We start from the raw sequence: 20,539 nt of genomic DNA on the forward strand, positions 1-20,539 counted from the left end.
TCATGCTCTGGCGATGGTGCATGGGATACCTCGTAGATCTGCTGCTGTATCAGTAAAGGAACTCCAGTAGCTTCCAATCAACGCGTCACACGCGCCGAGGGCGAATAGGTCGACCACAGCATCGACGATGGCGGTCTGGTCGTCGCGTGCATAGGCGCGCTTACGGTATTCCCAAGCGCGATCGCCAAAATCCTTCTGCACCGCAGCGAGCGCTGCCGGTTCATCGGTTGCGACAAAGAAGCGCGTATCAGGCGTGGCTTGCAGCGCGCCGTGCATGTGCGCCAGAAAGGTGCTTAAAGGGCTTTCCGACCTAGCTTTCACGTTGTCCGTACCACGGATGTGCACTCCTATGCTGCCCTGGAGCTGCGGTTGCAATTCCGCGATACGCTGCGCGGCTTCGCCGGTCGGCTGGAACAGGGAGAACATGCCAGGCGCTACGGCGAGTCTGGAGTTGGTGCGCACCCACACGTCGCGCCCAGACAGCGTGGAAACGAAAGAGGCCATGTCGAAATGGCCGGGGCTCGTATTGTCCTGCGTGAGCACGCGCTGGCCACGCAGACCAGCGAGCGTATCGAAGACACGGAACATTGCGCGTTGCGGCCGCAGCATGGCTTTCTTTTCGACAACCTCGAAAGGCAGGCCTCGGCTCTCGAAAAGCGCATCGAAGCGGGAATTGAAATCGGGTGTCCTGTGCCAGAGCACACGCATGGGCTGGCCTGCTTCCTTGGCCAGCAGCCAAGCCGATGCCACGACGCGCATGCGGTTGCAGAGTCCGCCTTCGGGTAACACGGTGATCATTTCAATTGCTCTTGCTTAGACAGTTGCGCATCCCGCCATTCGTAGTAGTGGCGGCGAATTCCCGCGAGGCGCTTGCCTAGCCAAAGCGAAGGTCGCGAAACATACTGAAGGCGCAGGCCCTGGCGTTCCTGTCCTAGTTTTTCCAGATTGGCTGAATGCGCACCTCCTACGAGGAAGCGGCACAGAGTGCGGTCGATGTAATGTGTCTTTGCGTCCGAGCGAAAGACGCGCAAAAACCAATCGTAATCAGCGCTGTAGCGGAACTCCAGCTTGAAATCTCCGATGCGCTCGAACAGAGTGCGATGGGCGAAAGTCGCTTGGTGGTTGAGGTCCTCGAATACCAGCATCCATCTGTTGATGTGCGAGAAGCGCTTGATGAAACTTGTGCCATGGCCAGTGTAGCGAGCATTGCCGAATATGAGTGTGCTGTCGGGACGCGTCTGCACAAAGGCGTGGATGTCCTGCAGTACGTCAGAATCGTGAAGCTGGTCGCCCGAATTCAGGAAGTAGAGCCATTCGCCCTCTGCGAGTCGGATGGCCTTGTTCATTGCATCGTAGATGCCGGCATCGGGCTGGGACTGAACGCGTTTGTTGGGGATCGCTACGCGCTCGACTTCAGCGAGCGTGCCATCGCTTGAGGCGCCATCGACCACCAGCCATTCGTAGTCGTCAAACGACTGCGCAGCCAGCGAGTTGCCCGTCTCGCGAATCGAATCCTGCGCGTTCCAGCAGACGGTGATGATGGAAAAGCAAGGGCGCTTGGTTTTGCCGGGCGCACGCTGGGGAAAGGTGGGTACGGAAGTCATGGAAGGACTAGGAAGGGGTGGACGCGCACTCGGGCTCTGCGCACCGCACTGTTGCCTCCGAGGCAGGGGGAGCGGGGAAACTACCGACGCATAGCGCAAGCAGGAACATCTGCGTAAGGAATTCGCTCTGGAACGGGTTATCCATCTTTAGAGGCACTTCGGTGATACCGCGAAAAACGATAAAAAGGAATAGGCCAATTGAGACTCCCCGGGTGCACCGGTTAGCGCGCCAAGCAAAAAGACCAAAGGCTGCCAGGTAGATGATCAAAGTGACCAGACCGACGATGCCCGCAGAGCCCAGCGTCTGGATGTACTGGTTGTGCGCATGGGTGAATTGCAGGCCGGTCTTGTTCCGAAACTCTATGCCCCAGAGCCCGGGGCCATAGCCGAATGCCGGGTTGTCAGCGAGCGCTTGGAAGGTCGCGGTCCAGATTTGGGTACGTCCCGTCAAGGTACCGAACTGGTTATTGTCGAAGAAATCGGCAAGGCGGTCACCGATCGAGCCGCCGCTGAGCGAGGAGTACAGCACAAAGGCCGCAATCGCTGCGGCGCCTCCTACGGCCAGTGTGACCAGCTTGAGTGACCAACGTTGGTAGTGCATGGAGCCGCGCGCGACTAGCAGGCGTTTGGAATCGAAGTACCAGAAATACAGCAGTGCGAGGCCGACGAGAAAGAACGAGGTCTTGGACTGGGTCAGAGCCAGCGCTAGACCGGCCACGGCCCAGCTCAGGGCGTTGAGCGAGGTCCGCGCAAAGGGCTGCAGGCGTAGGCAGCCCAGCAACACCAAGCACAGCGGCGCCAGGGTGTTCGGATGGGTTGCGAAGCCGTAGAAGCGCAGCGTGGCGCCGGGAATGATGCCGGCGCGGTAGTTGGTTTCTGCCACGAGCGTTGGGTTGATGGCTAGCCAGAGCAGGGACAGCGCGAGAAAGCCCAGCAGCGTGTTTCTGGTCCAGCGCAGAATCTGAACGGTCTCCCCCTGTGCATAGGCGAAGATGGCCATGAAAATGGGCAGCGCATAGAGCGTCTGGTGGGTGAACCCACGGGCGGTGCCCAGCAGCGCGGGCATCATGTTCGATCCTAGGATATAGAACAGGGCAGCCCATACCAAGCCCTTGCCTTTCGCGTGCCGATAGTCCTTTTTTAAGTAATACCTGACTAGGCGCTCGGCAGCTATACCGAGACAGAGTAAGGTTAGGCCTCTGGAAATCCAATTGCCAGATTCGGCCGCGCTCAGATCGATTTCAAATGGCGAGTCAGCCATGCGGGTGAGGTCGCGTCCGCCCAAGATGACGGCCGTCGCCATGGCCAGAGGCACTCCCACGAAATACACGCCCAGGAGTTCCATTCGCGTATTGGAGCCCAGATGGACGAAGCTCGCGAAGCCCAGCACTAGCGCCAGCGCGAACAACATTGCGCCTGCAAGCAATGGCCAAGAGCGCAGGACGGTGTCGATTTCGCTCATGTCTGGCCCGAGTTCATACGCTTAAGGATGGGATGCGCCCATTGCGGTGCACGTGCGCTCAGGCGCTGCAAGATAGCCGCCAGGGTACGTGGAATGAGGCTGGGGACCATCAGAACAGCCAGCACCATGGTACCGGCGAAGACCAGTCCCCCGATGACGAGCCGCAGCAGTGCGAGGACATGCAGCGCAGCGAGTTGCGTCTCGACCAGCCAGGCGACAACGCCGGTGCAGGCGCTCAGAACCAATGCGGGCAGAATTGCCAGCGCGAACTGCCGGGCGCCGATCTGCAGCGTCTGGCAGGCCAACATCATTATCGTCACGGTTCTTAGGCAGAAGGCGACGGCGGCCACTTGCGCTACTGCTAGCGAAGAATGTTTGGCGGCCAGCCCCATGGACACTGCGGAGAGCAGGATGAACGGGATCTGAACGCTGGCCTCGACGGACTTGCGCCCCGTATTCCACAGCACAGGGGTGGAGATGCCCCAAAGTAGTTGCAGCGGTGCCATGAGGCAGAACACCTGAGCAAACGCGCCCGATGCGCTCCACTGGGCGCCATAGACGACAAGAACGAGCGGGTGCGCCAGCATGTAGGCGCAGACAAAGGCCGGCAGGACTAGCAGCGATATTGCCCGAACAAGTTCCAAGTAGGCCTCCCGCATGCGTGGCTTGTCGGCGTCCATGCGCGCCATTGAAGAAAAGACCGTTGATTGGAGATTCTGATAGAGCGCACCGATCGGGGCGAAGATCAGGTTGTAGGCAGCCGAATAGTGGCCCAAGCTCTGGACATTGAAGGTGCGTCCGACGATGAGCTTGTCGATCGAGCCACCACACCAGTTGATGAGGTTAGTCGCCAGCACGGTGCCGCCGAAAGCAAGGTGTTCGCCGCGCTTCCGAAAGGAGAAATCCAGCCGGAACGCATGGCGTGTGTTGCGATACAGCATAAGGAAATTGACCAGTGCCTGCGTAAGGTAGGCTGCGACCAAGGCGTAGGCCGAGGCCAGAAAGATGGCGCACAGCATCCCGACAATCGCGAAGCCCACGACATAGCCACCCAAATTGGCAAGTTGTATTGTGCGGTAGTCGAGGTTGCGCCGCAGCAGGCTCACTGAGACCGATGCCACGGAATTGATGACGAAAACAGGGGCCATGGTCTTAAAGATGAGCGATGCCTCTGGCGCACCAAAGAATAGCGCCAAATAGTCCGAGCCGGCCACGACGCCAAACGCAATCAGGCCTGACATCATGAGATTGATGCCTAGCGCGAATGCGATGTCGTCATTGTCGATGGTCTGCTGCTGCACCAGACGCGTCGAGATGCCCATATCTGCGAAGTAGCTCGCCAGCCCCATGACCATGATGCCCATGGCGAAAAGACCAAATGCACTTGGGCCTAGGAAGCGGGCCATCGCCCCTTGTACGACCAGCGTCAGAGCGATTTTCAGGAGATTGGCAAACACTCCCCAGCTAAAAGCGACTGCCGTTTTGTGTCCCAAGCTGGACTTTGAGGCCGATGCATCGTTTTGCTCATTTCCTGTCATAGGGCGGGCGCGCGCAAAGACCACACTGGAGAGATGCCGAACACGTCTTCATGCCTATTCTTGTTTGGCGATGGTGGCCATGAAGTCGCGGTAGGCCAGGGCGATGCCCTCTTCGAGCGTGACTTTGGGTGCCCAGCCGAGTTTCCGTAGCCGCGAAGAGTCCATGAGCTTGCGCGGCGTGCCGTCGGGCTTGCTCGTGTCGAAGACGATCTCACCTTCGAAACCCACGACCTTCATGACGGTCTCGGCGAGTTCGCCGATGCTGACATCGCTGCCTGAGCCGATGTTGATGAGGGTGTCGGTATGTTGGTTCTCAAACAGAAACACACAGGCATCTGCCAGATCATCAACATAGAGGAATTCTCGCAGCGGCTGACCGCTACCCCAGACCACGTACTGCTTATCACCACGCAGTTTGGCTTCGTGCGCCTTGCGGATTAGTGCAGGCAGCACATGACTGTTGGCCAGGTCGTAGTTGTCGTTGGGACCGTACAGATTGGTCGGCATAACGCTGATGTATTCGCGTTTATGCTGTGCGCTATAGGCTTCGCACATTTTTATGCCAGCGATCTTCGCGATCGCATAGGGCTCGTTGGTGGACTCGAGTAGACCGGTCAGCAGGTACTCTTCCTTGATGGGCTGCGGCGCCAGCTTGGGATAAATGCAACTAGATCCCAGGAACATGAGCTTCTGCACGTCGGCAAGATGCGCACCGTGGATGAGGTTGTTCTGAATAAGCAGGTTCTGATAGAGGAAGTCCGCGCGGTAGATATTGTTAGCGTGGATTCCGCCTACTTTAGCTGCCGCGATGAAGACATAGGCAGGCTGGTGCTGCGCTAGGTACCTTTCAACTGGGGCCTGCTGCGTAAGGTCCAGCTCGGCGCGGTAGGGCGCAAGAACCTTGGTGTAGCCTCCTGCCCGAAGTCGGCGCACTAGGGCACTGCCAACCATGCCGCGTGCACCAGCCACGAAAATGGGCGCGTCTTTTGCAATCGTTGCCATGGCTTACTCGTGGTGGTCGTAGGTTTGGAAGCCGGCCAGCTTGACCAGCGCATCGCGCTTGGCGGCCGTAAAGTCGGCTTGCACCATTTCAGCCACCAGCTCTTGCAGGCTGGTCGTGGGCACCCAGCCCAACTTTTCCTTGGCCTTGGCGGGGTCGCCCAGCAGGGTCTCCACTTCGGTAGGGCGGTAGTAGCGGGGGTCTACCTTCACAATCACATCGCCCACCTTGCACTTGGCATCCGTACCGGTCACGGCCACCACGGTGCCGATTTCGTTTTCTGCCTCGCCGCTCCATGCGAGCTTGACGCCCAACTCGGCCGCTGCAAACTCGACAAACTGGCGCACGCTGTATTGCACGCCGGTGGCAATCACAAAGTCTTCTGCCTTGTCTTGCTGCAGCATCAGCCATTGCATTTCTACATAGTCGCGGGCGTGGCCCCAGTCGCGCAGGGCGCTCAGGTTGCCCAGGTACAGGCAGTCTTGCAGGCCCAGCGCAATGCGGCTGATGGCGCGGGTGATCTTGCGGGTGACGAAGGTTTCGCCGCGCAGCGGGCTTTCGTGGTTAAACAAGATGCCGTTGCAAGCGTAAATGCCATAGGCCTCGCGGTAGTTCACCGTGATCCAGTAGGCATACATCTTGGCCACCGCATAGGGGCTGCGGGGGTAGAAGGGGGTGGTTTCCTTCTGCGGAATCTCTTGCACCAGGCCATACAGCTCAGAGGTAGACGCTTGGTAAAAGCGTGTTTTTTTCTCCAGGCCCAAGATGCGAATAGCTTCCAGAATACGCAAGGTGCCCATGCCGTCGGCGTCTGCGGTGTACTCGGGCGATTCAAACGACACGGCCACATGGCTCATGGCGCCCAAGTTGTAAATTTCGTCCGGCTGCACCTGCTGAATGATGCGGATCAGGTTGCTGCTGTCGGTCAGGTCGCCATAGTGCAGGGTGAACTGCCGCTCAGATACATGGGGGTCTTGGTACAGGTGGTCGATACGGTCAGTGTTAAAGCTGGACGCGCGGCGTTTGATGCCGTGCACCTCATAGCCTTTTTTGAGCAAGAGCTCTGCCAAATAAGAACCGTCTTGGCCGGTTACGCCGGTGATGAGTGCTACTTTTTTCATAGTGTTTGCTTACAAAAGGCCCGATAAAAATTGACGTTGTGGGGGTTGGATGGCGTCCAGCAGTTCGCTGATGAATTGCGCTTGCAATTCATAGGCCATGGGTGTGTTGCTGTTAATGCTCGAGACTCGAAAAATCAAGCCATCCGGAATTTGACCACGGAAGCCGTAACGCAATTGCTCCAGTTTGCGGGCAGTGCCGCCCTGAACTGCTTGGTTGCCGATTGTCGTCCAATAGGTGAGGGGTTCTTTGCGCTGCCCCAGTTCGGTTTGCAGGCGCCTGACAGGAATGTTTCCGTGCTTGGTGGATAGCAGGGTGTTGCCACTGCCATTGACTTTGAAGCCTTGGGCGGGGTAACACACATCGGGAATATGGAGTGCCAGCCCATCGCTTTGATTTTCTCCATAGGCAATCGACAGCATGACCATGGAACCTTGGTCATTGACGTAGGTGCGGGTCAGGATTTGGGAGTAAAGGCTGTTGAGCAACTCAGTCTGCTGGGGGTTGATCACTTGCCCTGCTGACATTTGCAGTTGGCGCCATGTTCCAAAGTTGGCTGGAACGATGGCCTCAAGCTTGGGATTGCCCCGAGTTTTGGCCATGAGTTCTGTGGGCCTGCTCGCGTGTGCAACCCAGGCGGCAAGCACCATGAGCACCAGCATCAAAAGGGTTTTGAATTGCAGCTTCATACAGCACCTTTGAGGGTTGAATGGCGCTGGCGTTTGAGCTGCTCGAAAGTGATGAGCAAGTTGTCAAAGCTGATGATCAGCAACAAGGCACTCAGGAACAAAACCATGCCGGCAAAGCCGTGCAAAAAGCCTTGGCCGGCTTCATCGCCAAAGTGGTAGGTGATCAGGCTGAGTGCCATCACGCGGATGACGTTGGCCGTAAACGAGATGGGGACGATCAGAATTGCCAAGCTCACGTTGCGAAACAGCGAGTCGCGGCGCACCAGATTGAGGTACAACAGGCCCAGTGCTTCCAGGGTGAGCAGGGTGTGCAGGCCAGCGCAGGCATCTGCCACCAGCAGCATGTACTGACCGATTTGCAGGATTACGCCATTGCGGCCTATGGGGTACCCCACCCAAAACAGCACATGCTCGGCCACATAGGACACCGCCATCTTCATGGGCATGGTAACCGTGTCGACCACGGCGCCGGGCAATGGCACCATGAACAGCATGAAGAACAGCGCAAACCACTGCGCTTTGAGTGCTTGGGGGCCCAAGTTCAGTAGCGCAATGCCAATCAGCAGCCAGATGACGGAGCCGATTTCAAAAAGCAAGATGTCCTGCGATCGGCCAAGCGCATACAAAAGGAGACCAGACACGAAAAACACCCAGCCCCAGGCGCTGCCTTTGTTGCCGTAGCTGGCCTCCAGCATGGTGGGCCAGTTGCGGTAAATAAGCCAACACGAAATACCTAACACAATGGGGCCATGCATTTGTTCGTCTTTGGCCCAAATGCCCGTGAACAGCTCATAGAGGCTGGGCACATAGAGCACGGCCAGCCCGATGATGAGGGGTGACCAATGCACAAAAGACTCGCGCAAGCTGGGCTTGCCCGTGTAGACGTTGGGGGTAACGGAGCTCACATCAATACCTGTCAGGCGTCATTCAACACGGAGCCAACCAACGCCACGCCGCTATCCTGCAGGCGTTGGCCAAGTTGGCTGGCCAGCGGTACCAGGCTGTTGTTTTTGCGGGCTACCAACAGGGCAGCGCCCGCACGAGCGGCGGTGATTTCTGCGTCTGCAAATTCGGCGCCGGCAGGTGTATCGATGATGATCACATCAAACTGCTGGCTGGCAATACGCAACAGGTCGCCAAAAGCCGGGCGGCCCAGTAGCTCTTGCGGGTTGGGGGGCGTGGCACCCGCTGGCAGCACCGCCAAGCCCGGCAGCCCCGGGATGAGTTGGGCTACTTCAAGCCCTGCCCGGTTAGCCAAAATGGCAGACAAGCCTGCGCTCTTGCCCAGCTTGAACAAACTGTGCTGGCTGCGCTCGGGTTTGGAGCGCATGTCGGCATCGATCAACAATGTTCGCTCACCTTGTTGGGCAAAAACGATAGCGAGGTTGGCGGCCACAAAGCTGCGGCCTTCGCCGCTGCCAGGGCTCACAATGGCCATGACCTTGCGGGCGGGGTCGGTGTTAAACCAGCGCAGCATGAGTTGGCTGCGCACCGCGCGCAGGTTTTCGCCCACGCGGCTGAAGGGTTTGTAGGCTGCCACCAACTCGGGGCTGACGGTTTGGTCCTGGTCGCTGAGGTAGGCGTAGTCGAATTGTTTGCTCAGGGCAAAGTCAATGTCGTCTTTGCTCAGTACCTTCAGGGCCAAGGCGGCCTTGCCGAACTGCACCTGGTCCTTACGCTGTCGCTCGACGATGCGGGCTGCGTCTTCTGCCGTCAGGCGGCCGGTGGCGACCAGAATGTCGCCAATGGTTTTGGTATTGGCATTCATGCGCTTACTCCGATGGCGGTGCGTTTGAACATGCCCGATGCGGAGCTGATAGCGCCCAGCACAGGCAACTCCAGTGCTTCAACGAGGTCTTCTGTAGATCGGACCCTGCGGTTCAGGATCTCAAGAGTCAATGCCAAACCCACCCCCAACAGCGTGCCCAGAAAAACGGACGCCAACACATTGATGAGCACACGTGGCTTGGAGGGGGTGGGTGGCGGGCTGGCGGGGTTCAGCACGGCGATGTTGGTTTGGTTGGTTTGGCTCTCGATGTTGGTTTGTGAGGCACGTTGGCTCACGATCTCAAACGCCCGCTGAGCAGATTCAATATCACGGCGCAGCACGTTCAGCTCGTCGCGCTGCTTGTTGAGTTGCAACACACGGGCTTTTTGCGCGGCCAAGGCGCCTTGCAGCTGGGCTTCGCGCTGCTTGCCGACCTGGTAGGTCGTGTCAATCGACGCAGTGATCTTGCGGGTCTCTGCGTCCAGCTGGGCCTTGAGGGTGGCTAGTTCCGCCTCGGTGCGCTGAATTTGCGGATGGTTTTTGCCCAGATTGCCACTGGACTCGTTCAGCTTGGCTTCCAGGCGGGCGATGTCGGCCTTCAGGCCGTTGATGAGCGGGCTTTGCATGACCTCTGCAATGGTGTCGGCTTTGGCAGTCTGGCGTTTGCTGGAGCTGTCGGTAGTCAGTGCTTGTACGCCGGTGAGCTGGCTGCTGGTCTCATTGAGTTTGGCGGTTTCAAAGTCCATGCGCTCGTCGGCGGATGTAATGCCGTTGGCTTGCTGGTAGTCCGACAGCGCTTGCTGTGCGGCTTCGAGCTTGCCGCGGGCCGCTTTGGTTTGCTCGTCAAAGAAGGCCGCGAACTGGCGGGCAGGGGCTACACGCAGGTCGAGGTTGACGTCCATGTAGGCCTGGGCAAAGGCATTGGCGACTGCAGCTGCAAACTCGGGGTCTGCACCGGTGTAGTTGATGCTGATGACGTTGCTTTCGCGGCTGGGCTTGACGTCCAGATTCTTCTGCAACAAATTGGCCAGCCAATCACGCAACTGGCCCTTGCCTTGGGTGGCTTCTTGCCACTGGGCTTGGATAGCGGGGCTGGTGTCCATGCGCAGGTTTTTCACCACGGCTTGGGCTACGCGGTCACTGTTGATGATGTCTACCTGGGTGGCCATATAGCCTGGAGCCATCATGCCTTGCAGCATGAGGCCGCTGACCGGGTCGGGGGACTTGACGTCCACCACCACTGCAGCACTGGCGGTATATTGTTTGGGCAACAGCAGGCTCACCGTCACGGTGGTGGCCACCGTCAATACGAAGACGAGTAGCGCAACCGTCCAGCGTGCACGCAAAATCAGCAGAAATTGTTGGAGTGTCATGGTCAGGAGCCTTCTTTAGAAGATGCTTTCTTTGACGTAAAGCACGTCATTGGCCTGCACGGCGTCGGTGAGCTGGGGCTCGATTTGTTGCACCGTGCCGTTGGGCAGTTTGCGGTGCAGGCGCAGGCGTTTTTCAGAACCGCGGGCGTTGGGGCCGCCGCCCTGGGCCAGGGCTTGCATGATGGTCATGTCGCGCTCGATGCGGAACGACCCGGGGCGCTGCACTTCGCCATAGATGAAGAACACCGGGGCGCGGTGCACATAGATGGTGTCGCCACCCTGCAGCAGCAGGTTGTCTTGGGCCTTGTTGTCCAAAAAGATGGAGGGAATGTCGATCTCTTTGCGGAAGGCTTTGCCGTCGCGAATGCCGGTGACCACCACCACATCATCGCCCGCAGCGGTGGCGCCACCTGCGTTGGCGAGCATGTCGCTCAGGCGGGTGTTGACAGTTTCCAGCGGGAAGCGGCCGGGGCGTGCTACCTGGCCCAGTACTGAGACCTGGTTGCCGCGGATTTGGATGAGCGCAATGTTGACTTGGGGCTTCTGGATGAAGCCGCCAGTCTGCAGGGCATCCGCAATTTTCTTCTCGGCCGCTGCAACCGAGAGACCGCCCAGTGGTACCGCACCGATCAGCGGGTAGGTGATGATGCCGCTCTCAGACACCCGGGTTTCAATGGTGAGGTCGGGGTTCTGGAACACTTGCACACGGATGGTGTCGCCGGCGCCCAGCGGGTAGTCGGACTTGCCGTCTTGCGCGTGGGTGACCATGCTGCACAGGGCGAGCAGACCAGCGGCAAACAGGGTGAAGAGTTTTTTCATGATGGTGTGTTCATCGGATGGAGACGGGCAGGGGGTATGAGGTTCACTTCAGACCGGATATGCCTTTTTCGATCACAGATTTGGTTTTGTCGTCAGTGGGGGCAGCGTCGGGGGCAGGGGTGGCGGGCGCTGCCGGTGCAGCGGCTGCTGCCGCGCCGTTTTCGAACTCGCCCATGTACGTAATTTTGGTGGTGCTGCGCAATTGCTTGAGGTTGGCGGCCACTGCCTCACCGGCGCGCTGGTTGATCAGAAACTGTTCAATGCGCGGGAGTGCGGCCTCTTGCCCCACAGGAGAAGCCTGGGATGACACCACCCGCACGACGGTGATGGCCTGCGGTGCTTCAAGAACGGTAGCCTGCCCATCTTTGAGGGTGTGGATTTTGGGGAGCACGTCCAGGGGAATTTGTTCTGCTGCGCGGGTACTGCTGCCACCATTGAATTGGATGTTTTTGGCTTTCAGCGCGGCAGCAATTTCTTCGGGAGTTTTTCCGCTGGCAACAAGGCTCTTCAGCAGTGCTGCAACTTCGGGCTGGTTCGGTGCCACGATCTCTTGCACATTGAAGATGCGTCGCTCGCTGAAGAGCTGTGGGTGCTCAGTGAAGTATTTCTTGATTTCTTCAGGGGTGGGTTTGGCAACGCTGGCGCTGACCTGTTGAATGTAGGCGCGGGCCAGGATGTCGCGTCGGGCGGCTTCGATTTGAGCCACCACATCGGGGGAGCGATGGAGCTTGTTCTCGGTGGCTTGGTCGACGGCCAATTGTTGGTCTATGAGTTTTTCCAGTACCTCTTTACCCATGGCTTGCACTGCCTCAGGACTGGCACCATTGGTATTGGTGCGGCTCAGCACTTGGTTGATCTGGTGCACGGAAATCTCTTCGCTGCCCACTTTGGCGGCCACTTGGGTGGCGGCTTTCTTGCCGTCTTTGTTTCCACAGGCGACGAGGGTGACTGCGATGGCGGCGGCCAACAAGGTGGCGGTAAAACGGGTGTTTTTCATGGTTCGGTTGCCTTAGTAGGTAAGTTGTGCGGTGAAGAGCAGCATGGTGCTGTCGTAGTCGAGGCCGGCTTGGTTAACCCCACGGCTGGCGCTTTGCAGGGCTGCGCTGAGGGCCAATTGGTCATGGGGTTGCCAGTTCACTGAGAGCGTTGTGTCCCGGGTCATGTCCTGGCGGTTGCTGCTGGTACCGGCTGTGGGGCTGCCGAGGTAGCTGCGTTGAGCCCACTCGTGCTTGAAGCGAACTCCTACCTTGGGGCTGACCTGCCAGACGGGCCCGACGCTGATGCGGTCGGTGCTGCTGTAGTTGCTGTTGTTCGCGGCATAGGCATCCAACACGTGGCTGTAGGCCAGGTTGATACTGGTTTTGCCGCTGAGTGCGAGGTTCAGGCCCGCACCTGTGTTGAAGCCGCTGTAGTCACGCTGGCCGTACAGCGGGTGGGTGCGGTTGATGTGGGTGAGATTGGCGCTGGCGGAAGTGCCACCCCCGAGGTCCCAACGCAGACGCAGGTCATTGTCGATCTGGGTGTATTGGTCATCCAAGGCACTCGTGTTGGGCACGGTGCGGTTCAAGTAATTGCCTTTACCAACCCGCATCTGGTAGCTGAGAGAGCTACCAGAGCTGAACACATGGCGCACACCGGCATCCACGGCGTTGGTGGTGAAATCGCTGCCTGTGACTTGCGCAAGCTGGTTTTCCTGCCGGGTGGTGCTGGCGCCCGCAATCAGGCGCCAAGGGCCATCGAGCTGAATGGTGGCATCAAAACGGGTGCTGGTGTCCAGTCGCTGGTTGCGCTGCCGGTAGCCGGTAAAGTCCGCAAAACTGTTGAGCGTTTCTTTGCGGTCTGTGCTGAATGTGCCGGTGACGCGGGGGGTGATGGCCCATTGCCAGCTGGCGTTGTAGTTGTTGGCCGTGAAGCTGAGGTAGCTGAACTTTTGATACTGGTAGTCCACGAGGTCGAGGTTGACGGACAGCGTTTGCAGGCTTTGCCGTGTGTTGAATCCGAGGCCTACGGTCGTGACTCCGATGGTTTCTGAAGCACTGCTTTGTCCAGTCAGGTTTTGGACGTTGGCGTTGGCAGGCAAGCGGAACAGGTTGCTGTCGCTTTGCAGGGTGTAGCCGGCGCTCAATGTCAGCGGGTCTTGTTGGGCTTGTACCGCTTGCGCAGCCGCAAGGACCAGCGCCACGGGCAAAAGGGAAATGACGTTGCGCATGATCTAGTAAGCCTGTTGGTCTTTGGCCACCAGGCGCACGGTGCGCAGGATGATGTGAATGTCCAAGCGCAGGGACCAGTTGCGCAGGTAGTCCAAGTCGTAGTCAATACGACCTTGCATTTTTTCGAGGGTGTCAGTTTCGCCCCGGTAGCCATTGACCTGCGCCCAGCCGGTAATCCCGGGCTTGACCTTGTGGCGCACCATGTAGCCCTTGATGAGTTTGCGGTACAGCTCGTTGTGCGCGACGGCATGGGGGCGGGGGCCTACGATGCTCATGCGCCCCTGCAGAACGTTGATGAACTGTGGCAACTCATCCAACGAGGTTTTGCGCAAAAACGCACCCAGCGGGGTGATGCGACTGTCGTTCTTTGTAGCTTGGGTGACTACGCCACCGTCTTCCGTGACGGTCATGGATCGGAACTTGTAGACAAGAATTTCTTCGCCATCAAGACCGTAGCGGCGCTGTTTGAAGATCACCGGCCCCGGAGACGTGAATTTGACGGCCAGGGCAATGACCAACAGGACCGGCGCGATAAGGATCAGGATGCATAGGGAGAAAACTATGTCACTCAGGCGCTTGACCATGCCGTTGGTGCCGCGGAACGGGGTCTCGCATACGGAAATGACCGGCATGCCGCACACTGCGCTAGGGTGGCCCTGAATCAGGTCGGTGACGAACATGTCTGGCACAAAGTAGATGGATGCCGTGGTGTCTTTGAGCTCGTCCAGGATGTGAAGGATGCGGGGTTGCGACGCCATGGGTAGTGACAGGTAGATGACCTGGATGCGGTCATTTTTGGCGATGGCAGCCAATTGGTCGAGTTTGCCCAATAGTGGAAAGCTGGCGTCGCGATTCAGACGGTCTGTACTGCGGCTGTCCACAAAGCCTGCCACCTCTATGCGGGTGTAGGGCGACGCCTTCAACTTGTTGGCAAGGGCTAGTCCCTGTTCGTTCATGCCGACAATGAGTGCCCTTTGTCTGGGACCCTGCAGGGAGATGATGGCAGGCGCTGCGATGCGAAGACCGAAAGTCAGCACGATTTCCGTACAAGGGGCTAACCATAACCAAGCAGCGAGTGCTTGCAGGTCGAATTGGCGGATGTAGCCGGTGGCATAGCCGGTCATTCCAAGAAGCCCGGCAATCCAGAACCAGTTGACTCCGATATCGAGCAGGCTTCCTGCTTTGGATGCCTGCAAGCGGGCTTCACCTGGGAAGGTCAGTGCAAAAGTCAGCACTGCCAGCAGCAGATAGGCGGGCGGTATGTCGCCCTCGTATAAAAAAGCGAGCGCCCAGAGTGAGCCCACCAGTGCCGCGGGGCAGATGCAGGATTCGAGGATGCCAAGCAGGTTGTCGCGTCCCATGGAGGCATGCTCATTTCCTCTGTTGAATTCGGCCGCGGAAAACGTCACATGTGCTTTAGACATGGTTGACCCAAGCACGGAATTTGCCCACTGCCTGGGCGCGGTTGGAAACATCGAGCTTTTTGAAGACTCGCTGCATGTGGTTTTTGACGGTGAATGCACTGATTTCCAGAATGCTGCCGATTTCGGGGTTGGTTTTACCGAGGGCTACCCACTTCAGGATCTCTGCCTCCCGCTCGGTCAGGACTTCTGCCTCTGTGGGCATGGGGCTGGTGTTTGGGGTGATAGGTGCACCAGGCGGCACACTTGCCTGGTGCGGCAGATGCTCAACCTGGCGCAGGGCAGTGTCGATGTAGGGCAGGACCATGGCCATGGTGCTACGCTCTTTTTCCGTGAAATGTTCCTTGGTACTGAAAACCACGTAGAGGCAATCGTGACTGCCACGTTCGTCTGTAATGCCGTGCACCGTGGCCGAACGCATTTTGAGCAGAGCGCTACCCAATGCACTTTTCAGGCCAGCGTCATCCACAGAGAAGCCGGATTGACCTGCATTCAGGCTGAAAGGCTTTTTGCCGAACTCCGTCCAGCGGGCGAACAGGCGGGTCAGAAGCGGAGTCAGGGGCTCGGTGTGTGCAGCATGTGAGCGCACCCCCGACATGGCGGAGATGATGTCGTGTTGTACCGCACCGGTAGAAAAGTCCCCCCAGGCGGCGATCAGGATGTCATGCGGAAGGTACTTTTGCATGTCACCTTGCAGCCAGATCAGCATGTCGAAATGGCTGCGCACCTCCACCGAGTGGGTGACCACACGGTGGTAGTGATGGAGTTCCTCGGTAGAGAGCGAGGGCAGAAAAGACATGGCAGGTAACAAAATAACTAAGGGTTATTGCTGATTTAGTAACAAGTGCGCGATGGTACGTAGTCCATTCGGACCCGCCTATCCCCCAAATGGGTGATTTTTTAGTCATTGGTGCTATTCGCAACAAACAATGTGAACTAATTCACATTTTTTTATAGTTTTTAAGTGCCAAGGCTCTTGTGTAATGCGGCGCACAGAAGAGATCGGGGAAAGCCGTAAATGGTGGACGGGGTCTCCCTTCTTGGTGTCCGTGCCATGGCGCAAACGGCTTATTCGTAGTCCATTTGGATTGCGACCGAAACGCTAAACTCCACCTCAACAAAACGGGAGTGAAGAATGATTTTTGTCACCGGCGGTGCTGGCTACATTGGCTCGCACACCTGCGTGGAGTTGTTGAACGCAGGCATGGATGTGACCGTGTTTGATAACTTTGCCAATAGCCAGATTGAAGCGCTCGACAGGGTGCAGTTGATCACAGGCAAAACGGTGAGGGTGATAGCGGGTGACATTCGTGACGGAGATGCTTTGCGCAGCGCTTTGGCCGATAGCGGAGCTACAGCAGTGATCCATTTCGCTGGCTTGAAAGCTGTGGGCGAGTCAGAGTCGGACCCTTTGCGTTATTACGACAACAACGTGGTGGGAACCATGCGATTGTTGGAAGCCATGAAGGCGCTCGACATCAAGCAGTTGGTGTTTAGTTCGTCGGCTACCGTGTACGGTGTACCGCAATTTTTGCCTTACACAGAAAAACACCCTTTGTCTGCGACAAACACGTATGGTCAAACCAAGCTGGCCGTAGAAAACATGCTGCGGGATTTGTACCGGAGTGATGAGACTTGGCGTTTTGCGATATTGCGCTATTTCAACCCGGTAGGTGCCCACCCGTCTGGTCGCATGGGGGAGGATCCTCAAGGGGTTCCGAATAATCTGATGCCGTACGTGGCCCAAGTGGCTGTGGGGCGGCGTGAGTTTTTGAATGTATGGGGCAACGATTACCCTACGCCTGATGGCACTGGGGTTCGGGATTACATCCATGTCGTTGATTTAGCCCTTGGGCATGTGAAGGCTGTGCAGTATCTGGCGAGAAGTGCCGGCTGCAATGCCATCAACCTTGGTGCAGGCGTGGGCCACAGTGTTTTGGATTTGGTTCGTGCCTTTGAACTTGCGAGTGGCAAAGCCGTGCCCGTAAAGATAGGACCACGCCGCGCCGGGGATTTGGACGCTTATTGGGCGGACCCTGCGTTGGCTCGGGAATTGCTGGGCTGGTCCGTCGAGCGTGGAGTGGATGCCATGTGTGCAGACACGTGGAACTGGCAAAAAAATAATCCGAATGGCTACAAGGGAGTAAATTGAATGGCAAAAGGAATGATCTTGGCTGCTGGCCAAGGCACACGGGTACGTCCACTGACCAAGGACCTGCCGAAGCCGATGGTGCCTATCTTGGGCAAGCCGGTGATGGAGTACTTGATTGAGCATCTTGCCCGGCACGGGATCCGCGAGATCATCGTGAATGTGGCGTACCACCACCAGCGTATCGAGCAGTATTTTGGGGATGGCAGTCGTTGGGGGGTGGAGATTGCTTACTCCTACGAAGGCGTGCGCGAGCACGGGGACATTCTGCCTAGGCCCATGGGTTCTGCAGGGGGCATGCGACGCATCCAGGATTTCAGTGGTTTCTTCGATGACACCACCCTGGTGCTTTGTGGTGATGCGCTGATTGACCTGGACATTACCGCAGCCATTGCAGAGCACAAGGCCAAAGGTGCGTTGGCAAGTGTGGTGGCCCTTGATGTGCCCCCGGAAGAAGTGCAGAACTACGGAGTGGTGGTGGCCGATGGCGAAGGGCGTATTCAGTCCTTTCAGGAAAAACCCAAGCCTGAAGAGGCCAAATCTACGCTTGCCAGTACTGGCATCTACATCTTCGAGCCGGCCATTCTGGAGAAGGTGCCCAAGGGCAAGGTGTATGACATCGGGTCCGAGCTGTTTCCGCAGCTGGCGCAGGATGGTTCGCCGTTTTATGTGCAGAACCGGCCTTTCCACTGGATTGATATCGGGCGCGTGAGCGACTACTGGACAGTCCTGCAGCGGGTGCTCAAAGGCGAAGTGGAGAACATGCCCATGCCAGGCAAGGAAGTGAAGCCCGGTGTGTGGGTGGGGCTGAATACCAGCATTCCCTGGGACAAGGTAAAGATTGAAGGGCCGGTGTACATCGGCTCCAGTGTCAAGATTGAAGAGGGGGCGACCATTATTGGACCCTCGTGGATAGGGCACGGGAGCGTGATCCGGTCTGGAGCACGAATTACGCGAGGCATTCTGTTTGAGTACACCCGTATCGCGCCAGACATGCATTTCCACGAGATGATTATTTCCCGCTTGTACTGCGTGAACCGTCACGGTGAAACTCTGTATTCGGGAGACGATACGTCACGCTTGCGTTGGGGCGATGCCCGGGCCTGATTTTTGTTTTTGAAAGTTCCTATGTTGATTCAACCCGTAATTTTGTCCGGAGGTTCCGGTACGCGTTTGTGGCCGCTTTCGCGTGAAAAGTACCCCAAGCAGTTGTTGCCTTTGATTGGTGATGACTCCTTGTTGCAGGCCACGATTCGCCGTGTAGATGGCGTCCAGGGGGCTGAGCTTGCGCCGCCCATGGTGGTGTGTAATGAGGAATACCGCTTTGTGATCGCTGAGCAGATGCGGCTCATGGGCAAGCCGGGTTCTGTCATTCTGGAGCCCTTGGGTAGAAATACGGCTCCAGCGCTTACCCTTGCTGCGCGGGCAGCTATCAAAAACGGAGCAGATCCGGTGTTGCTGGTGATGCCCGCGGACCATGTAATCATGGATGGAGAAGCTTTCAGGGGCGCTGTAATTCAAGGCGCTGCCTTGGCGCAGGAGGGCGCGGTGGTGACCTTCGGTATCACGCCGGATGCGCCTGAAACCGGGTATGGGTATATCCATTCTGGCGAGGCTTTTGGTGCGGGCGCCGCCAAGCGTATCGCACGCTTTGTCGAGAAGCCTGATCTGGAAACTGCGCAGGCTTACTTGCGTGAAGGGACGTACTCATGGAACAGCGGCTTGTTCATGATGAAAGCATCTGTGTGGCTGACCGCCCTTGAGCTATGCCGGGCCGACATTGCCAAAGCTTGTGAGACTGCGTGGGACCAGGGCAAGACGGATGGCGAGTTTGTGCGCGTGGGTAAAGAGGCTTTCAGTGCGTGCCCCAGTGACTCGATTGACTACGCGGTGATGGAGCGTTTGGCAGGCCAGAAGGGGGCGGCTGTTAAGGGGCTTCCTGTGGGGGTTGTAATTCCATTGTCCGCAGGCTGGTCGGATGTGGGGGCTTGGGAGGCCCTGTGGAATGTGCTGCCCAAAGATGATGCCGGCAATGTGGCGCAGGGCGATGTGCTGATGCAAGACAGCCGCAACACGTTGGCCTTGTCTGAGGGGCGTCTGATTGCCTGTGTGGGGGTGGATGATCTGATTGTCGTGGAAACCGCAGATGCCATACTGGTAGCGCACAAGAACAAAACACAAGACGTCAAGAAAATCGTGGACCGCCTCAAGCAAGCCGGTCGCAGTGAGGGGCAGGCTCACCGCAAAGTGTTCCGTCCTTGGGGCTGGTATGACAGCATTGACCATGGTGAACGCTTCCAGGTGAAGCGGATAGTGGTGAAGCCGGGTGCGGCCCTGTCATTGCAGATGCACCATCACCGGGCGGAGCACTGGATTGTGGTGAGCGGCACTGCCAAGGTGACCGTTGGGGATAAAACCGTGTTGCTCTCTGAAAATGAGTCCACTTATATCCCTTTGGGGACCACACACCGTCTGGAGAACCCCGGCAAACTGGCCCTGGAAATGATTGAAGTGCAGTCCGGTAGCTATTTGGGGGAAGACGATATCGTGCGGTTTGAGGACGTTTATGGCCGTTGATCCAGGCGCGCGCATGTCGTTGTGCCGGACTCGTGCTGTGTAGTCACATTGGACTATCGTTAGAAATCCGCTTTTTTTTGATAATGGAGTTGCGATGGGTGGCAATGTTTGCTGCAGTCGCATTCAACTCTACAGGGATTTATATGAACTTCAAAAAAACAGGCGTAGCGCTCGCCATCGCGGTATCTGCTTTGGCGGCAGGTTCCGTGCAAGCCGCAACCGTGAACGCGGGCACGATCAGTGGCAGCTACTCCACAGTATTTAATGTTGCTCAAGGCGTTTCTTTTGCCGACACGGTCAATTTCTCTATAGCCTCCCCGTCCACTCTGACGGGTACAGCAGCCAGCCTGAAATTGAACTTCGGCTCGTTGAGCTTGTTGGATATCGCTGGCTTGACCGTGAACGTTTGGAACAACAGCCATCCGTTTGGCACAACTAACTTCGGATCTTTCGCAGGTGGTACAGGTTCGTACACGTTTAACCTGCCTACTGCTGGTGACTATCATGTGGATATCACTGGCACTGCAACAGGCGCATTCGGTGGTACCTACGCTGTGGGCTTGCAGGTCGCAGCAGTTCCAGAGCCCGAAACTTACGCCATGCTGTTGGCCGGTTTGGGTGTGATGGGCGCCATTGCCCGTCGCCGTAAGCAAAACGCTGCCTGATCTTTAGGCGCTAAAGCACAAAAGGCTTGCCATTGGGCAAGCCTTTTTTATTTGAACGAATTGAATTTGGTCGGGGTGAGAGGATTCGAACCTCCGATCTCTTCGTCCCGAACGAAGCGCCTTACCGGACTAGGCCACACCCCGA

At 57.6% G+C, this 20,539-nt stretch carries 19 protein-coding genes and 1 tRNA gene; 4 read left to right on the plus strand and 16 right to left on the minus strand.

Features of this window, described 5'->3' with window-relative positions; translation table 11 throughout:
- The 15 genes from RAN89_RS07435 to epsA are packed head-to-tail and all read right to left on the minus strand — an operon-like array spanning position 1 to position 15,802.
- Positions 1-798, minus strand: coding sequence for an O-fucosyltransferase family protein (locus tag RAN89_RS07435; protein WP_313868965.1), 798 nt, complete (start codon positions 796-798; stop codon positions 1-3).
- Complete coding sequence (locus tag RAN89_RS07440) at positions 795-1,604, minus strand: glycosyltransferase family 2 protein (RefSeq protein ID WP_313868966.1); 810 nt, start codon at positions 1,602-1,604, stop codon at positions 795-797. Before RAN89_RS07440 ends, RAN89_RS07435 begins: the two co-directional genes overlap by 4 nt.
- Before the next feature lie 7 nt (positions 1,605-1,611).
- On the minus strand, positions 1,612-3,066 hold the full coding sequence (locus RAN89_RS07445; RefSeq protein WP_313868967.1) for an O-antigen ligase family protein: 1,455 nt from the start codon (positions 3,064-3,066) through the stop codon (positions 1,612-1,614).
- Positions 3,063-4,604: a lipopolysaccharide biosynthesis protein gene (locus RAN89_RS07450; protein ID WP_313868968.1), complete on the minus strand. Its 1,542-nt coding sequence runs from the start codon at positions 4,602-4,604 to the stop codon at positions 3,063-3,065. The genes RAN89_RS07445 and RAN89_RS07450 overlap by 4 nt, the downstream gene beginning before the upstream one ends.
- A gap of 54 nt (positions 4,605-4,658) precedes the next feature.
- Positions 4,659-5,606, minus strand: a complete 948-nt coding sequence (locus RAN89_RS07455; RefSeq protein WP_313868969.1) for a GDP-L-fucose synthase family protein — start codon at positions 5,604-5,606, stop codon at positions 4,659-4,661.
- A gap of 3 nt (positions 5,607-5,609) precedes the next feature.
- A complete protein-coding gene (gene gmd, locus RAN89_RS07460) occupies positions 5,610-6,725 on the minus strand; it encodes a GDP-mannose 4,6-dehydratase (RefSeq protein ID WP_313868970.1) in 1,116 nt (371 codons plus the stop codon).
- A gap of 9 nt (positions 6,726-6,734) precedes the next feature.
- A complete protein-coding gene (gene epsI / locus RAN89_RS07465) occupies positions 6,735-7,412 on the minus strand; it encodes an exosortase-associated protein EpsI, B-type (protein WP_313868971.1) in 678 nt (225 codons plus the stop codon).
- Entirely contained in the window at positions 7,409-8,317 is a 909-nt protein-coding gene (xrtB, locus tag RAN89_RS07470; RefSeq protein ID WP_313868972.1) for an exosortase B, read from the minus strand. Before xrtB ends, epsI begins: the two co-directional genes overlap by 4 nt.
- A gap of 11 nt (positions 8,318-8,328) precedes the next feature.
- Positions 8,329-9,180: a chain length determinant protein tyrosine kinase EpsG gene (gene epsG, locus RAN89_RS07475; protein WP_313868973.1), complete on the minus strand. Its 852-nt coding sequence runs from the start codon at positions 9,178-9,180 to the stop codon at positions 8,329-8,331.
- On the minus strand, positions 9,177-10,553 hold the full coding sequence (gene epsF, locus RAN89_RS07480) for a chain length determinant protein EpsF (RefSeq protein ID WP_313868974.1): 1,377 nt from the start codon (positions 10,551-10,553) through the stop codon (positions 9,177-9,179). Before epsF ends, epsG begins: the two co-directional genes overlap by 4 nt.
- 15 nt (positions 10,554-10,568) lie before the next feature.
- The gene (epsE, locus tag RAN89_RS07485) at positions 10,569-11,372 is read right to left on the minus strand and encodes a polysaccharide export protein EpsE (RefSeq protein WP_313868975.1); all 804 of its coding nucleotides are present in this window, start codon (positions 11,370-11,372) and stop codon (positions 10,569-10,571) included.
- 43 nt (positions 11,373-11,415) lie between these two features.
- Complete coding sequence (locus RAN89_RS07490) at positions 11,416-12,369, minus strand: EpsD family peptidyl-prolyl cis-trans isomerase (RefSeq protein ID WP_313868976.1); 954 nt, start codon at positions 12,367-12,369, stop codon at positions 11,416-11,418.
- A 12-nt stretch (positions 12,370-12,381) separates the two neighbouring features.
- A complete protein-coding gene (gene epsL, locus RAN89_RS07495) occupies positions 12,382-13,581 on the minus strand; it encodes an XrtB/PEP-CTERM-associated polysaccharide biosynthesis outer membrane protein EpsL (protein WP_313868977.1) in 1,200 nt (399 codons plus the stop codon).
- 3 nt (positions 13,582-13,584) lie between these two features.
- On the minus strand, positions 13,585-15,006 hold the full coding sequence (locus RAN89_RS07500) for an undecaprenyl-phosphate glucose phosphotransferase (RefSeq protein ID WP_313868978.1): 1,422 nt from the start codon (positions 15,004-15,006) through the stop codon (positions 13,585-13,587).
- Positions 14,999-15,802, minus strand: coding sequence for an XrtB/PEP-CTERM-associated transcriptional regulator EpsA (gene epsA, locus RAN89_RS07505; protein WP_313868979.1), 804 nt, complete (start codon positions 15,800-15,802; stop codon positions 14,999-15,001). Before epsA ends, RAN89_RS07500 begins: the two co-directional genes overlap by 8 nt.
- A 336-nt stretch (positions 15,803-16,138) precedes the next feature.
- Here epsA and galE point away from each other — a divergent pair, with 336 nt between their 5' ends.
- The 4 genes from galE (at position 16,139) to RAN89_RS07525 (ending at position 20,394) form a co-directional block, all read left to right on the plus strand.
- Positions 16,139-17,155 (plus strand): UDP-glucose 4-epimerase GalE, encoded by a 1,017-nt coding sequence (gene galE, locus RAN89_RS07510; RefSeq protein WP_313868980.1) that lies wholly within the window; start codon positions 16,139-16,141, stop codon positions 17,153-17,155.
- Entirely contained in the window at positions 17,156-18,259 is a 1,104-nt protein-coding gene (locus tag RAN89_RS07515) for a nucleotidyltransferase family protein (RefSeq protein WP_313868981.1), read from the plus strand.
- A 21-nt stretch (positions 18,260-18,280) separates the two neighbouring features.
- Complete coding sequence (locus tag RAN89_RS07520; RefSeq protein ID WP_313868982.1) at positions 18,281-19,729, plus strand: mannose-1-phosphate guanylyltransferase/mannose-6-phosphate isomerase; 1,449 nt, start codon at positions 18,281-18,283, stop codon at positions 19,727-19,729.
- A 143-nt stretch (positions 19,730-19,872) separates the two neighbouring features.
- Positions 19,873-20,394 (plus strand): FxDxF family PEP-CTERM protein, encoded by a 522-nt coding sequence (locus RAN89_RS07525; protein ID WP_313868983.1) that lies wholly within the window; start codon positions 19,873-19,875, stop codon positions 20,392-20,394.
- 67 nt (positions 20,395-20,461) lie between these two features.
- Here the strand turns inward: RAN89_RS07525 and RAN89_RS07530 are convergent.
- Positions 20,462-20,538 (minus strand) — tRNA-Pro (locus tag RAN89_RS07530).
- Position 20,539 lies beyond the last annotated feature (1 nt).

Origin of the sequence: Rhodoferax mekongensis (assembly GCF_032191775.1) — a bacterium.
Lineage (GTDB): Bacteria > Pseudomonadota > Gammaproteobacteria > Burkholderiales > Burkholderiaceae_C > Allorhodoferax > Allorhodoferax mekongensis.